This window comes from Bacillus sp. IT-79MI2 (assembly GCF_949768135.1).
GTDB classification, from domain to species: Bacteria; Bacillota; Bacilli; order Bacillales; family Bacillaceae_G; genus Bacillus_A; species Bacillus_A pseudomycoides.
In genome coordinates this window covers 117,999-132,773 of the sequence record NZ_CATKPV010000022.1, presented here as the reverse complement: position 1 = coordinate 132,773, position 14,775 = coordinate 117,999, and the positions used below count along the sequence as shown (strand labels likewise).

Annotated in this window: 14 protein-coding genes and 3 pseudogenes; 4 read left to right on the top strand and 13 right to left on the bottom strand. The window is 35.4% G+C overall.

All coding sequences use genetic code 11. The features are described from left to right. Positions 1–92 precede the first annotated feature (92 nt). Positions 93–701 (top strand): annotated as a pseudogene (locus tag ACM6HU_RS01790) (hypothetical protein); the annotation flags it as partial. A gap of 320 nt (positions 702–1,021) precedes the next feature. Here ACM6HU_RS01790 and ACM6HU_RS01785 read toward each other — a convergent pair. From ACM6HU_RS01785 to ACM6HU_RS01750, 8 genes and pseudogenes are all read right to left on the bottom strand, one after another. Beyond that, entirely contained in the window at positions 1,022–2,569 is a 1,548-nt protein-coding gene (locus ACM6HU_RS01785; RefSeq protein ID WP_077295080.1) for a malate:quinone oxidoreductase, read from the bottom strand. 690 nt (positions 2,570–3,259) lie between these two features. Then, entirely contained in the window at positions 3,260–3,886 is a 627-nt protein-coding gene (locus ACM6HU_RS01780; RefSeq protein WP_016115480.1) for a hypothetical protein, read from the bottom strand. Between the two features lie 461 nt (positions 3,887–4,347). Continuing rightward, the gene (locus tag ACM6HU_RS01775; protein ID WP_016115481.1) at positions 4,348–4,893 is read right to left on the bottom strand and encodes a DUF2179 domain-containing protein; all 546 of its coding nucleotides are present in this window, start codon (positions 4,891–4,893) and stop codon (positions 4,348–4,350) included. A 143-nt stretch (positions 4,894–5,036) separates the two neighbouring features. Further along, positions 5,037–5,447 carry an ATP synthase subunit I gene (locus ACM6HU_RS01770; protein WP_016115482.1) on the bottom strand — a complete coding sequence of 137 codons (411 nt, stop codon included), beginning with the start codon at positions 5,445–5,447 and terminating at the stop codon, positions 5,037–5,039. 53 nt (positions 5,448–5,500) lie between these two features. After that, a complete protein-coding gene (locus tag ACM6HU_RS01765) occupies positions 5,501–6,823 on the bottom strand; it encodes a hemolysin family protein (protein WP_016115483.1) in 1,323 nt (440 codons plus the stop codon). A gap of 124 nt (positions 6,824–6,947) precedes the next feature. Further along, a complete protein-coding gene (locus ACM6HU_RS01760; protein ID WP_018766274.1) occupies positions 6,948–7,355 on the bottom strand; it encodes a MerR family transcriptional regulator in 408 nt (135 codons plus the stop codon). A gap of 135 nt (positions 7,356–7,490) precedes the next feature. Then, positions 7,491–7,936, bottom strand: a pseudogene (locus ACM6HU_RS01755) (SRPBCC family protein). Positions 7,937–8,131: 195 nt separating this feature from the next. Further along, on the bottom strand, positions 8,132–8,506 hold the full coding sequence (locus tag ACM6HU_RS01750) for an SH3 domain-containing protein (RefSeq protein WP_016115486.1): 375 nt from the start codon (positions 8,504–8,506) through the stop codon (positions 8,132–8,134). Between the two features lie 237 nt (positions 8,507–8,743). Between ACM6HU_RS01750 and ACM6HU_RS01745 the strand changes: the two genes are divergently transcribed. After that, complete coding sequence (locus ACM6HU_RS01745; RefSeq protein ID WP_275857882.1) at positions 8,744–9,631, top strand: DMT family transporter; 888 nt, start codon at positions 8,744–8,746, stop codon at positions 9,629–9,631. Positions 9,632–10,036: 405 nt separating this feature from the next. On the opposite strand, the gene ACM6HU_RS01740 is transcribed toward ACM6HU_RS01745, so the two are convergent. Then, entirely contained in the window at positions 10,037–10,906 is an 870-nt protein-coding gene (locus tag ACM6HU_RS01740; RefSeq protein WP_275857883.1) for a pentapeptide repeat-containing protein, read from the bottom strand. A gap of 177 nt (positions 10,907–11,083) precedes the next feature. Between ACM6HU_RS01740 and ACM6HU_RS01735 the strand changes: the two are divergent. Both ACM6HU_RS01735 and ACM6HU_RS01730 read left to right on the top strand, forming a co-directional pair. Then, positions 11,084–11,449 (top strand): annotated as a pseudogene (locus ACM6HU_RS01735) (cysteine hydrolase family protein); the annotation flags it as partial. Positions 11,450–11,622: 173 nt separating this feature from the next. Continuing rightward, a complete protein-coding gene (locus tag ACM6HU_RS01730) occupies positions 11,623–11,799 on the top strand; it encodes a DUF1272 domain-containing protein (RefSeq protein ID WP_275857884.1) in 177 nt (58 codons plus the stop codon). Positions 11,800–11,839: 40 nt separating this feature from the next. Here the strand turns inward: ACM6HU_RS01730 and ACM6HU_RS01725 are convergent, their stop codons facing one another. The 4 genes from ACM6HU_RS01725 to ACM6HU_RS01710 form a co-directional block, all read right to left on the bottom strand. Next, positions 11,840–12,409: an SGNH/GDSL hydrolase family protein gene (locus ACM6HU_RS01725; RefSeq protein ID WP_275857885.1), complete on the bottom strand. Its 570-nt coding sequence runs from the start codon at positions 12,407–12,409 to the stop codon at positions 11,840–11,842. A 15-nt stretch (positions 12,410–12,424) separates the two neighbouring features. Further along, positions 12,425–13,249, bottom strand: coding sequence for an MBL fold metallo-hydrolase (locus ACM6HU_RS01720; protein WP_275857912.1), 825 nt, complete (start codon positions 13,247–13,249; stop codon positions 12,425–12,427). Between the two features lie 44 nt (positions 13,250–13,293). Beyond that, a complete protein-coding gene (locus ACM6HU_RS01715) occupies positions 13,294–14,142 on the bottom strand; it encodes an aminoglycoside phosphotransferase family protein (protein WP_016131736.1) in 849 nt (282 codons plus the stop codon). Positions 14,143–14,267: 125 nt separating this feature from the next. Then, positions 14,268–14,765: an NUDIX hydrolase gene (locus tag ACM6HU_RS01710; RefSeq protein WP_016131737.1), complete on the bottom strand. Its 498-nt coding sequence runs from the start codon at positions 14,763–14,765 to the stop codon at positions 14,268–14,270. Positions 14,766–14,775: the final 10 nt, after the last annotated feature.

Sequence of the window (14,775 nt, the reverse complement as noted above, 5' to 3'; positions counted from 1 at the left end):
CAAGCGTCCACTCGATTCTTCCACGCTATTGATTGATCTGTTTTGACATGGAACTGATTCTATTGGTAGGTGGGGACAGTTTGACGCTTACGAACCATGACAAATGGAAAACATTCTTTTCCCGTGCTCAAAATAAACAACTCATTCTATCTGGTCGTAAAGATGCGAAACACGAAAATTTTGTATTCCAGTATGTGATCGAGAAACAGGAATTATGGATGACGACAAGTACAGGAAAACCGGTTATGTTTCCAGCGGTTACGTTCCCGTATGGACAAGAAATCATTGAAGAAGTGATCATAACTCAATTACAGTGTAAAAATAAGAAAAAAAACGGTAAACCGATTGCGTGGTCTGTGGAAGACCATGGTGAATATTACATTGCAAAATGTTTAGTCGATGTACCGGAAAATCCAAACACAAATTATAGTAAAGCAGATGGTGTTATTGGTGTAGATTGCAATCTTGAGCATTTTGCGTGGGCAAATGTAACAAAGGATGGAAATTATAAAGGAAGTGGTTCCCTCCATTTTTCGATTCTAGGTAAATCCACCGGACAAATCACAAAGATCATCGAAGTGGAAGCCATTCGCTTAGTTGACTTAGCGAAGCGGTATAATAAGCCGAAAGAAGCCTTACAGATCGAGCGATTAGACGTATTTGAAAGTGAAAAGAAAAAGCTAAGAAAATTGTTTGCATAAAGAAAAAAGAACACCTTGTCTCAGTCTCTTACACTTGTTACCAGAGTAGATAACAAGTCTAGGAACTGGATGCATGACAAAGTGTTCTACACCTCGATATAAGAAAAAAGTAGCTGTACCTGTTTTCCACGGAAGATAGAATAGGTCGTCTTACATAAGGACACTACGGAATTTCTATATCGTTGTATCCTCTTTGTTGAACGAGAGGAAGTGTTTTGAAATAGTAGAATCCCCCGCCTCAAGCTCGTGTAGAGGTAGGTGGGGGTAGTTCAATGAACTGTTTAACTTCCTTAAATGCCCTTGTTCCTACATCCAAAGAATTAACTGTAAACTAGTTCTTTTTGGCTTAGATCAAGCGTCTGCGCTGTTGAAGTATGAATCTCTTGGAAAATCTCTGGGTTTTCCGCTAGTGACACGCCATAAGAAGGAATCATTTCTTTTATTTTCAGTTCCCACTCTTTCATACGTTGTGGGAAGCATTTTTCTAATACCTCAAGCATAACGTGAACAGCAGTAGAAGCACCCGGAGAAGCGCCGAGCAATGCAGCTATCGAGCCATCAGCGGCACTAACAACTTCCGTACCAAATTGAAGTGTTCCTTTACCACCGGCATCAGTATCTTTGATAACTTGCACACGTTGGCCCGCTACCACTATACCCCAATCCTCGCTTTTGGCGTTCGGAATAAACTCGCGTAATTCTTCCATGCGCTTTTCATTCGATAACATAACTTGCTGGATCAAGTATTTTGTCAATGACATCTCTTTTACGCCTGCCGCCATCATAGTGAGGACATTATTTGGTTTTACGGAACCTATCAAATCAAAATTCGAACCAGTTTTTAAGAACTTTGGTGAGAAGCCGGCAAACGGTCCAAACAGCAATGTTTTTTTGTTGTCAATATATCTTGTATCAAGATGCGGAACAGACATTGGCGGAGCACCAACCTTAGCCTTACCGTATACTTTCGCATGATGCTGCGCTGCAACTTCCGGATTGTTACATACCATAAATAATCCGCTTACCGGGAACCCTCCAATATGTTTTGACTCAGGAATACCGGTTTTTTGTAGTAAAGGCAGACTTCCGCCCCCACCGCCGATAAAGACGAATTTTGCAGTATGGTATTCGATTTTACCACTATCCATATCATGCACTTTCACTTCCCATGATCCGTCGCTAGCACGTTTAATATTCTCGACACTATGTTTGTAGTTTATTTCGACATTTTTACTCTGCAAGTGGTCAAACAACATACGTGTTAAAGCACCAAAGTTGACATCCGTTCCAGAATCGATTTTTGTTGCCGCTATTGGCTCATTCGATGTACGCCCTTCCATAATAAGCGGCATCCACTCCTTCAGCTTTTCATGGTCATCAGAAAATTCCATCCCTTGAAACAGCGGACTATTTGAAAGCGCTTCAAAACGTTTTTTCAAAAACGTTACATTTTTTTCCCCTTGTACCATACTCATATGAGGTATTGGCATGATAAAGTCTTGCGGATTACGAATCAGATTACTATTTACAAGATAAGACCAAAATTGTCTTGAAAGCTGAAACTGTTCATTAATTTTGATAGCTTTGCGAATATCTATAGATCCATCAGATTTTTCGGATGTATAGTTCAGTTCACAAAGTGCAGCGTGGCCCGTTCCCGCATTATTCCATTCGTTAGAACTTTCTTCTCCTGCGTTTGCGAGTTTCTCGAACACTTTGATTTCCCATTCAGGTGCTAACTCTTTCAGTAATGATCCCAAAGTCGCGCTCATGATTCCGGCACCAATTAAGATAACGTCTGTTTTTTGCTGCATGTTGCTCATGATAATCTCTCCATCCCCTATATTAGCAAAAAAGAGTAGGTGCATCTGCTTAAAGGTCGCAAAAAGCAAAGCGTCGCCTAGACCCCTCTACCTAGGAACCTATCTCTCCTGCCTCAAATATAACCATCTCATACTCTATTATAATAATTAATAGACTAAAATATCTAGTATTATCTGATAATTATTAACTATTCAAGAGAGAATATAGATTTTTTACAAAAATAAATTCTACTTTTCTACATAAAAAGGTGGAATTTATTGATTTTTTATTAGACTTAAAGAAGTGAATGTTTTTCGTTACTTATTCCGGAAAAATCCTCGTTAGTTCAACAAAAACCAGTTTCTCTTCAAGTGCAACTATGTTTATCTTATATCCTTTATACTCTTCTTAGTTCACTGATTTAGTGATAAAATCATAAACTTTTTTCAAGTTTGTCTTAAAATATGTAGTAAAGTACCAGTCTTGATAAGCTTTTGATACTAAAATATCATCAATACTTTTTTACTTTGAACGTTTTCTGCCACCAATGCAATAATATCTTTTATGTAACCTTTCACCTTTGGATAAAATATATTTATAGCATTACAAACCATATAATCCACGATAAAGAAAAACTATATAAGGTTACACATTATATATCTATTGGTACATCATTTATCTAAAGTGATGTACTTTTTTCTTTTATAAACCTCTTTATTCGCCTTCTTATGATTTCCTATTTCAGAACATATTCATTATAATAAGAGAGAAAAAGCTTTTTCCAATTCTTCCAAAACCTCTGTGTAATGTCGAATCCCAGGGTATTGTTGTGGAGAAAGTGCTTTTGACTTTATTGGAAAATCATGAATGAATTCCAGGTCCTTATACTCCTTTAAATGCAGTTGATTCAATGCAGTTAGAACGTCACTTTTGTTTTCACTCCATACTCGAAAGGTTTTAAAACTTGTCACAAAAATTTCATTATAGGATGTACCATCTTCAGTCGCAATTCCAAATTGGAGAAATCCATCATTTGTAAGTTCAAATTTATATTCTTTGAAAAGATTCATGATTCGGTCAGATTCAGTAAAGCGACTAAGAACGGGCTCTTCCCCTTTCATTCCTACAATTCCATAAGCTATCCCTTCTTTAATCATTGTATTAACTAATGTTACAAACAAGTGCCAAATTCTATCAGCATCAATATTGATTTCGGTAAAATACTGAAACTTTCCACCTTCAATCTCTCTCATCTTGTATCCTTCCACAATGTTCGCTCTCGCCCGTTTTTGTTGTATAGTATCGTAATCATCCCCACTTGGATAATCAATTCGATCTGGTATTCGATCTGGTATTTGTAAGCCTAACGGTAATTTATACACGTTTTTCCCTCCTCGTCTTCAATAAATATCATTATGTTGGAATAAAATGGTTTATAGATCCTTAATATATTCTCTTTTGGTAATTCAAATCCCTTCTCCAATTAACTGATCATATTCTTTCATACATCTTCGCATATGCGATTTTCAGCTGTTCCCGCGATTCCTTATCTTCTTGATCACTGTAACGAAAAAATGATGTCTAGAACAAAATATCTCTTGAGTATTTAAAAATAAAAGATGACGATGCGAAACAAATATCAAATTTATTTAAAACTTTCTTTTTCAGCTATTCTATCAACAAGTCACCCTTCCATACTACAACCATTTATGTTGTAGTGGCAAATAAGCTCTTTTGTGGCAAAAAAAAGAATAGATCACTCAGATTGCTTCTGCCTGCATCTATCCTTTTCTTTTTATACAATGTGTAACACTATTAAATTCAGAAGAAATTAGCTATTTTTTTATGAAGCATGATCTTTCTTCTTCATTAATGCTCGTTTTTTCATCGCTTTTGTTAAGTAGCCACCTTTGAAAGAACGAATCTCATAGGAAGACATAAACGCCTTCGGTGCAATTCGATTAATAATTTCCAATAGCTCTTTCTCACGAGAGCGCTTCGCAACGATATCTAGGCGGTAACGGATAGAATTAATCCCTTCTCCCTCAAATACAGTTACGCCAAACCCAGCATGTCTTAATTCATCTACCAACTCATTACAACGATCTAGTAAACTAACTTGGTATGTAATATACCCAATTGCCAATTTATTTTCTATATAACCGCCTAATAAAAGTCCGGCACTAAAACCGATCACATAGGCTATAATATTCATCCAATTTGATAAATCTTGAAATACAATTCCTAAACTTACAATATAGATTGCACCTTCTAGTAATCCCACACCAGCAGCGGATCTTGTTTGATTCTTTACAAGCAAAATCGTCCTGATCGTTAAAACTGGAACATAAATAATTTGAAGTACAAAAATAAGTAGCGCTTGTAACATTTGCATCCACCTCTTTCAAAAAGTCTTTTGTCATAATAACATATATAACCTTTAGAAAGCGATGGGTTTTCTAAATTTTTTTATTTTCCCATGAAAAAATAAGAAAATAAAAAAAGAACCGTTTTCGGTTCCCTTTTATCTTCTTATTTTGAATCCTGTGTAACCCTTTTTCTTTTTTCCTCTTCTTCTCTTACTAACTGCATATTCGCATACGCTAAATTCGCAATCATTAAAAAGTGACCACCTAAAATGCCCGTACCAAATGCCCACATTTCCATTTCATGTTCAATTTCATACATAATGATCGCACCTAGTATCGCAGCTGCAAAACGATTTAAAATTCCTAATCCAGGCGCACGTTGTTTTAATACAATACTTTTCCCAATCTTTTCAACTCGTCTGGCTAACAACCAAAGACAGTATGCACTTACAGCTAATCCGATCCCGAATCCAGTAACTTGCTTTGAAAAAGGCGTTATCGTCCATAGAAGTAGTAAACCACTAAAAATCATATATAATTGTAGTTTGTATACTCGTAACGCAACTTCAATCAAAATATCCGCTCCTTGTTTCAAGTTTTGCGATAGGTAAAAAAGAAAGCAGCAACCTACACAGTTGCTGCTTTCTCTTGTTGATGATCAATTTTTCGAATTTCAATGCGTTTAATTTGATATGCATCTTTTTCAAGAACTTTAAACTCATATCCCTCTGCTTCGACACATTGTCCCTCTTCAATTTCATGATTCTGCATCATAATCCATCCACCAATTGTATCCACATCTTCTTCCTCAATGTGTAGGCCAAATAAATCTTTCACTTCTGTAATTAACACTTTTCCATCAACAATTTTATGATGTTCATTTACGTGTTGAATTGGTGGATGTTCATCTTCATCATATTCATCACGAATTTCGCCGACGATTTCTTCCAATATATCTTCAAGCGTTACGATTCCGGCTGTACCTCCGTACTCATCATATAATACAGCCATTGGAATTCGCTTTTTCTGCATTTGCAGAAGTAAATCATGAATTGGAGTTGTTTCCATCACTTCAATAATCGGACGCATATACGTACGAATAGATGATAAATCTTCTGTATCGCCTTTCATATATCGAATAAAAAAGTCTTTTACGTTGACCATACCGATAATATCATCTTTATCTTCTCCAAAGATTGGATAACGTGTGTATCGTTCGCTTTGGATAATTTTCATGTGTTCTTCTACTGAATCTTCGAGATAGAAACCGACGATTTCTGTCCGTGGTACCATAATCTCTTTCGCAATGCGATTATCAAATTCAAAGATATTATTTACATACTTATATTCTGCTTGATTAATTTCTCCACTTTCATAGCTCTCTGAAAGAATCAGACGTAACTCTTCTTCCGTATGTGCTACTTCATGTTCAGAAGCTGGTTTCAAACCGAATAAGCCAGTTACGACACGCGCTGAACTATTTAGTATCCAAATAAAAGGATACATCACTTTGTAGAACATCATTAAAGGTCCAGCAAATAATAAAGTTACTCTTTCAGCCTTTTGAATTGCCATTGTTTTCGGAGCTAATTCCCCTACTACAACGTGCAAATACGTCATTGTCATAAATGCAAGGCCAAAAGTCAATACTTGTGAAATAGAAGGGTTTAAGTTCCATTTCTCAAATAATGGATGCAATAGCTTTTCTATTGTCGGTTCACCTAACCAACCAAGTCCCATTGCCGTTACTGTAATTCCTAACTGACAAGCAGATAAATATTCATCTAAATTTGTTGTTACCTTTTTTGCTGCTAACGCACCGCGTTTTCCTTCCGCAACAAGCTGATCTATACGACTTGAACGTACCTTAACAATCGCAAACTCTGCTGCTACGAAAAATCCAGTAAATGCGATTAAAAACGCAACCATGACTAAATTAAATATTTCCAATGAATCCCCTTAGTAAAAAAACTAAGGTGTTCACCTCCTGTATACTTATAATGTTTTCTTATTCTCTGTTTCTTTAGAAAACATAGCCCTATACAGAAATTAAAAGAGTTGGATCCAACTTTAACTATAAAAATAGTATCAGTGTTTGTATTAAAGCTGTCGTTTGACCCGATAAAGATTTCGATATTTTTTCACGTTGTGAATCTGTTAACCCATCTAACAGAGGTTTCAACTGTGTTAGCTCTGTTTCTAATCGATGGATGTGGTTTGTCACTTCATTCACTTGTTTCGAAACGTGTTCATTGATACCGAGCAGCTTCTTCCTCTCCTCGATCCTCTCTTTAATCTCACAAAGCGGCATATGCATTTCCTTGCATTTCTCAATAAATTGTAATGTTTCAAATGCTGTTTCATCGTAATAGCGATAATTAGATTGAGATCGCTCCGCTTTTAAGATACCTAGATTCGTATAATAATCAATCGTTCGTTTCGATACGTGAGCCAAGTGAGCCAACTGTCCGATTCGATACACCTTCCCAACGATTTTTCCCTCCCCATTTATGTTAAGAACATCATACAACACATAAACTGTACAGTCAAACGTGACGGTTTATTATTCACAATATATGCAAAGAAGATCCGCTATATGTTGCAGATCTCCTTCTTCCTATATTTCTTTTTCTTTATTATGAGTAGCTTCTACACACTCTGCTAAACGTTCAATCTGATCCATCCAACCTGTTAATTTATATAAAATACGATAGAATAGATTGCTAGGTGTATACTCAACAATTAATGTAAGAAGTGTGCCTTCCTCTTCTTCCAATATGTATGTTGTAGTAGAATATCCTTGTTTCATCTCACCGCCAAGAGTAATGATATACGGTGCTTCATATTCTAAAAATTCCACTTCCGACTCAAATATTTTGTTACCCATTTTTTGAACGGAAATAAATGTATCTCCTACACGTGAATGTTCTTTCACTCGCTCTAACGGATAACGATTTTCAATTAAAAATGTATTCCATTCCTTCGTTTTTTCATCATCTTTTACATATTCAAATACGACACATCAATTGGTGCTTGAATTAAAACTTCAATAGCAAAACTCATTCATTTTCTCCTTTTACATACCCTTATTTCTCTATATATTTTGCGGCAAAATGATTATGCCATATTTTACCCAGTGAAATACAAGGGTTATTTTACTATTATTTCTCTTATTTAGAGTTTCATGAGTTTGAATTTATAATTTATAACACAAGGGCGAAAAGAATTGAGTTATATTTTTATTCATATTTCATCATATTAATTTTCAAAATACATCTTTTGCTTTAACCGTACATTTACTTTCGGAATCCAACCAACTTCTTCACATTCTATTTTCTTGCACCATAGCCAACCATTTAATTCCTTTAAACCAATGAGAATATCTCCTTTTTCTACATTTAATTCTTTCGCCGTATATGTTTCAAGCACAATACCAGAATCATTGTTTTCACATGTTATTATTTGCTCTGGAACCCATCCCGCCAGACCACTATGCTCAGCACGGCAATATACCCAATTGTTCCAGTTTTCTGGCCCTGAATATACATTCCCAACCCGCACTTGATCTCCTTTTTCTAAACTGATTGGTTCTGGATAATTACTAGCGTGAGACTGAATCACAACATATTTCATTTTACCCTCCAATAATCTGAAAATTAAGTTATACTTTTATTATAAAACTTATTTATGATAAACAAATACAAAATATTGAGAGGAGAAATTCTTATGTACTACAACAACCTATTTGAAAACGATCAACCTGTAATCCGTCTATAATCTAAGACGGGCATACGTATTTTTTATAAAAAACATGCCTCGTCTTAGGATTCCCTATTTTACAATCCTATAAATAGACGGAGGTATTTCACAATGAAACAAACAATTTTAGGCGCTATATGTTTATCACTTGCAGCAAGTATTTGGGGTGGTATGTATGTTGTTAGTAAATATGTACTAGACTTTGTTCCGCCTCTCACACTTGTCTGGCTTCGCTTTATTATTGCCTTTGTAGTTTTGTACATGATTTTAAAAACGACAAAACGAAAACAAAAAACAACGATACAAATAAACACAAAAGATTGGCTACTCTTTGCTTGGATTGGCTTCATCGGCTACTTTGTTTCAATTACGTGCCAATTTGTTGGAACAAAATTATCAGATGCGCACACAGGCTCTTTAGTTACATCGGCCACTCCAGCATTTATGGTCGTGTTTGCTACATTGATTTTGAAAGAAAAGTTAACGACTCGCAGAATACTCTCTACCGCCTTAGCTACAATAGGCGTCACAATTGTTATTGGGTGGGATATAGAAGTAGGCTCTTATTTTATTGGCACAATCATTTTAGTGGGGGCTGCGATTACATGGGCTCTACTATCTATTTATGTAAAGATTGCTTCTCAACAATTTTCATCCTTAGTCATTACAACGTACGCAATCTTCTTTTCACTATTTTTCATTACACCCTGTATGATTTGGGAATTACAATCTAATCCAATTGGGGACTTAAATACCACTATTATTTTAGGTATTTTATATTTAGGAATCATCTCGACCGCTGGAGCCTTTTTTCTTTGGAATAAAGGACTTGAGTTAATGGATGCCAGCATCGGTTCATTGTTTTTCTTTTTTCAGCCTATTGTTGGCTCATTATTAGGCTGGTTACTTTTAAATGAAACGTTGAATCGGAACTTTTTTATTGGTGGTGCTCTTATTATATTTAGTGTGGCAATAACTACACTCGAAAAGAAAAAATAACAATAACACAGTCTATAAAAAATATAACGGGTTCGGTTTTGAAGTACAAAATTTTATTTCGCAACTGAACTAGCGTTATAAATCTCAAATTTTTCAACATTAAAAACGCAGAGAAAAAAGCAGAAGAATTATCATTTCCTTCTGCTTTTTTAGCTTAATATCTAACATATTCCTTTATTGATTTACATTAATCCTTTTTCCAATAAATAAAAATTTTAGGAAGCGCAGATCTGAACTGCCCCCCAATTGTCACACACAATCAACAAAAATAATAGGTCCAAACCATATGCGATTTGGACCTAAAATAAATGCTCTAATTAAGTTTTTGTACTCTTAAAGCAAACCCGTTATAAAAAATATAGCCTGTGTTTTTTAGTATTTATGAAGATAAAATTTATATTTTTCTCAAGCAGACCAGTGCGCTGGACGAGAAAGTAAACTTGGTAATTTCGTGTTTGCGTCCCCTTTCGCTGCATTAATCTGGACTTGAGTTAGAAAAATAGTGTCTGTTAGATTTGCTCCGCTTAAGTCAGCATCTCGTAAATCAGCACCGATAAAGTCAGCCATTCTTAAATCAGCACATCGAAGATCAGCAGCAATGAGGTATGCCCCTCTTAAATTCGCTCCCCTCAAATTTGCTTTTTTAAGGTTTGCCCCCATAAGATCCGCTCCTCGGTGGTCAGGTCTCTTATTTTTTTTGGAGCCTTTATACTCGTGACGTGACTCCATCCATACTAGTTCGCTCGTCCTTAAAAGAAGAGTATTTACATCTGCTCGGTGTAATGGAACATTTATTTTCATTAGTAAATCTGGACTAAGCCTTGAAAGTCGTTCTGTCTCCTCAATCGCGTCACGAATCTCCCCATAAATCGGACTTGTCACCTTTAACGTTAAAGCTTCATTCAAATACCAAAGCATCTCATGGAGTTGATGCATAATTGGAAAAACATCATACATCTTTTTCGCGTGTTCTGGGCCTTCTCTCCAGTCGACACCTTCGAAAGTCACCTTTGAAACCTTTTGCCCTGCACCGAAACATTCAAAAACGGTACATCCTTTAAATCCGCTCTTCCTAAGATTTTTATGAATGCTACACCGAAAGTCTAATTGCAGGTTTGAACAAGGTTTCCCAGCATCTTTATTCACTGCAAAATCTGCTGAAACTGCGAATGGTAGTGCAACACAACACAAACCAAAGCAGTTCTCACAGTCGGCTCGTAAACTGTGAAAACTCACATCATTTTTTGAATCAAAATGATTATTATTCTGTAACAAAACATGTACCCCCTGTTGTTGTATTACTTGTTTAACTTTATATAGATAAGTACTTAAAAAATACCTTCCGACAATTACATAGTAGTTCCTGTAAACATCTTAAAGAGAACTTTACCAATCCTTTCATTTCGTGCAATCAAATATATCGCTCTTTGTTTTTGAAAATCTCGAATGGGTAAAGAACGCAGCGGAAGTGAATTTAAAGACTTTGCTACTTCACTTCCAAATGAACCAGTATTTCAAAAAAATGTGAATAGCGCTTTTATCAGAACCAATTTAGAAGCATATTTACGAGAACACAATTATGAAACTGCCGTCATTATCGGTTTAACAACGGACTATTGCGTATCCACTTCAGCACGTATGGCTGGTAATTTAGGTTTTTCAACTTATGGCGTTTCAGATGCGACAGCTACATTTGGTAGAATCTCATATGATGGAAATTATCATCATGCAGAAGATATCCATCAGCTTGCATTAGTAAGTCTTCATGAAATGTTTGCTACCGTTTTAACAACTAACAAACTTATAGATTTTCTTTAAATCCCCCTTAATGACTCTTTAAAAGTCACTAAACAATCAATTTCAAAATAAAATAGCACATTTCATTGCAAATGCTAAATTAACTTCTAATTATATTTTCATACGAAAAGGATATATTCATCATTTTATATTATCATTAAATTATAAACTTTCATAGAATAGGAGGAACTACTATGGCATTAGAAATGAAAACAAACTGTCAAACTTGCAACACTTCACTTCAAACGGATTCGGAAGCTTATATTTGTACTTACGAATGTACATTTTGCGCACCGTGCACAGAAAAAACGCATCAAGTGTGTCCAAACTGCGGTGGTGAATTAGTGCGTAGACCAAGAAAAAAACAATAAAAGCAAAGCTACTCGTAGCTTTGCTTTTTCTTTACCATATTTATTTAAAAATCTCTTTTAATTGATTCCCAATTAACTCAGATAAATATTCATAACCAGCAGCACTAAAATGTAATCCATCTCGCTCTTCATTTTCTACGAACTTCTTATAATCTAATTCTTCAATCATATGAGTATGTAAATCAAGAAAATGACTTCCTGTTTGTTCTGATACTTCTTCCACCACTTTTGCATACTGTCCTAATACTTCATTTGTTCTTGCATGCTGTCTTTCCTCATCCACTGGTGCTGGGCTAATTAGCAGCACCTTTTCTGGTGAGATTTTTTTCACAATCTTAATTAGATTCTCTTCATATTCTTGTAGTGATACTTGTTTATGAAATGCTGCATCATTCGCACCAAAAAAGACCGTTACAAATGTCGGCTTATAAGATAGGACATCCTCTTCTATTCTTTTTAAAGCATCAAACGTATTGTCACCAGGAACACCTGCATTTTCTACTTTCCAATTCGAAAACTGCTCTTGTAAACGTGGTGTTAATCTCTGTGTTCCATTCCAAAATGTTTCGTCAGCTGTAATACTATCACCAAAGCATACTAATGTGTTCATTTCTATATCTCCCTTTTATGTATGAAACAATTTGCCTTCTAACGCTGCAATATAACGCTGTGCCGAACGCTGAACAGCTTCATCCGCATCATCCTTTACTACTCGGTGAAAAGCGTTGTATAAACGATTAAAAGGCAGTGACTTTACTCTTTTAGCCATCTCTTCTACTTTATTCGCTGGTAACGGAATTAAATTTGGATAGCTGTACATAAAGCTCACCCACTGCTGATCCGCTACAACTTGAATAATATCCCCTGTTAATAAAATCCCTTTTCCATCATTCCCTTGTGACCAATGTAAAACAGAACCACCTTTAAAATGTCCCCCTAGACGATGTATAGTGAGTCCATCAGCTAATTGCAATGATTCTCCTGACCAAAAAACAATATGTTTACTTGAACGCGTCACCCACTGTTTATCATCTTCATGTATATAGATTGGTACATCAAATCTTTCCGCCCATTCTACTTGAGTAGAATAATAGTGTGGATGGGATAACGCAAGCGCATCTAATCCTCCTAGTTCATTCACTTTCTCAATTGTGGCTTCATCGAAATAAGTAATACAATCCCATAACAAATTATACGATTCTGTTTTTACCAAATAAGTTGTTTGACCAATCGCAAATTCTGGTTTTGTTGTAATGCTATAAAGCCCTGTTTCTTCCTCAATGATTTCATTTTTATATGCATTACTCTCTTGTAAATCCTCCAGTGTTGTCCAAGATTGACCTTTCGGATTAATATACTGTCTCTCCTCATTGCAAATCATACAATTCACTGGTTCCTCTACACTTGCTGCATATTGTACGCCGCATGTTGTACAAATAAAGTTTTTCATAATCATTCTCCTACCCCCATTTGTTTTCTGTTAAACTTTCATCGTTAACGAATGTGATTCATCCAATAACACCAAGCTTTTAAGTAAGCTTCTAAATCTTCAGGATGATGTCTCATACAAGCATCTAACCTGCAATATAAAACAATTACGACTTCTTCATATAAAATGTTTCTCGCCCTATTATGAAAAGCACTCTTTTCTACTACCTCACCTATCATTTCCTTCGTCAAATCTTCTGGCGTCGAACAAAATGCATAAATCAAATCATATATTGGATCCCCCAAAACTGGCAAAGGATCAATCACACCATACAATTTATTTTCTCTACATATAAAATTATGAAATCCACAATCACCATGTAATAGAAATGGTTGATTACTATATGCCTTTCTATTTGGACTATGTACCAATTTAAGAACAGTATGAAAATCTTCTTCTGCTATATAGGATCTTACATTCTCACGGGCCTCCATCACCCTTTCTAAAAGAAAATCTTGCCAAGAGTGTACCGGTTCTTCTTTCCATCCCCACTGATCCATACTCATAGCTGTTTTATATCTATCAATCACTTTCTGTACAAGTGTACAAAGAATATCTCTTTTATCCCCAGCATGATAACTTGTGGAACCAGGGATAAATGAATAGGCCATATATCTATTGAGCGGGTCTACATACAAAAGCTTAGGAAATATACTTTCGTTTTCATAAAAATCAAGAAAATACGCTTCTTCTTCAATGACTTTTGGTTCATTCAACTTTACAACACACTGCTCTTTTCCTTCTAGAAGATACAGTCTACTTGTAGTACCGCCAGTTAATTTTTTGGACCCTTTCGGATAATCAACAATCACTTCATTAACAACCAACTGTTCAATAATTTCTGAAATCTTCACTTTTCCCACCCTTATTCTACATCCTTACTTAAATATCACTACTTATAGATGAAATGACTTTATTACTATTTGACAAATACAAGAAAAAATCTTTAAAAATCTTTATATTATAGAAAAAGCAATCTTCATCCTTTTGGAACCAATAATGCAGCAACTAATATTTCATCATAAATCTCATTCCACTTTGGGTAATATACTGTAACCTCGCTTGGTCTCACAAATATTCTTCTATTTGATTCATACTCTCCATTAAAATCATGCACTTCTGTAATATCCATCCGATAAAACGGTTGATATCCTATTTTGGGATATGAATCATTTTCATTCCAATTCGGATTTTCACTATGGTCTACAATGATATATCCAAGCAAGGTACAGTTCCCTTCCACATACGCTTCTTCCCACGCCTCCCTCTGAAAACATTCTTCTGGCGTTTCATCCTTTTCAATATGCCCTCCAGGAAAATCCCAACTACGATTATGATGATCTATTAATACAACTTTATTTTTATAAAAACAAAAACCATGGACACTCGTAATACCTTTATAGTCTGGTAATATATTAGCTTTTTTCCATGTTAATTTAACTTTTGATTCTCCATAGTATGTGTATATCGTTGTCATCCGCTGCCTT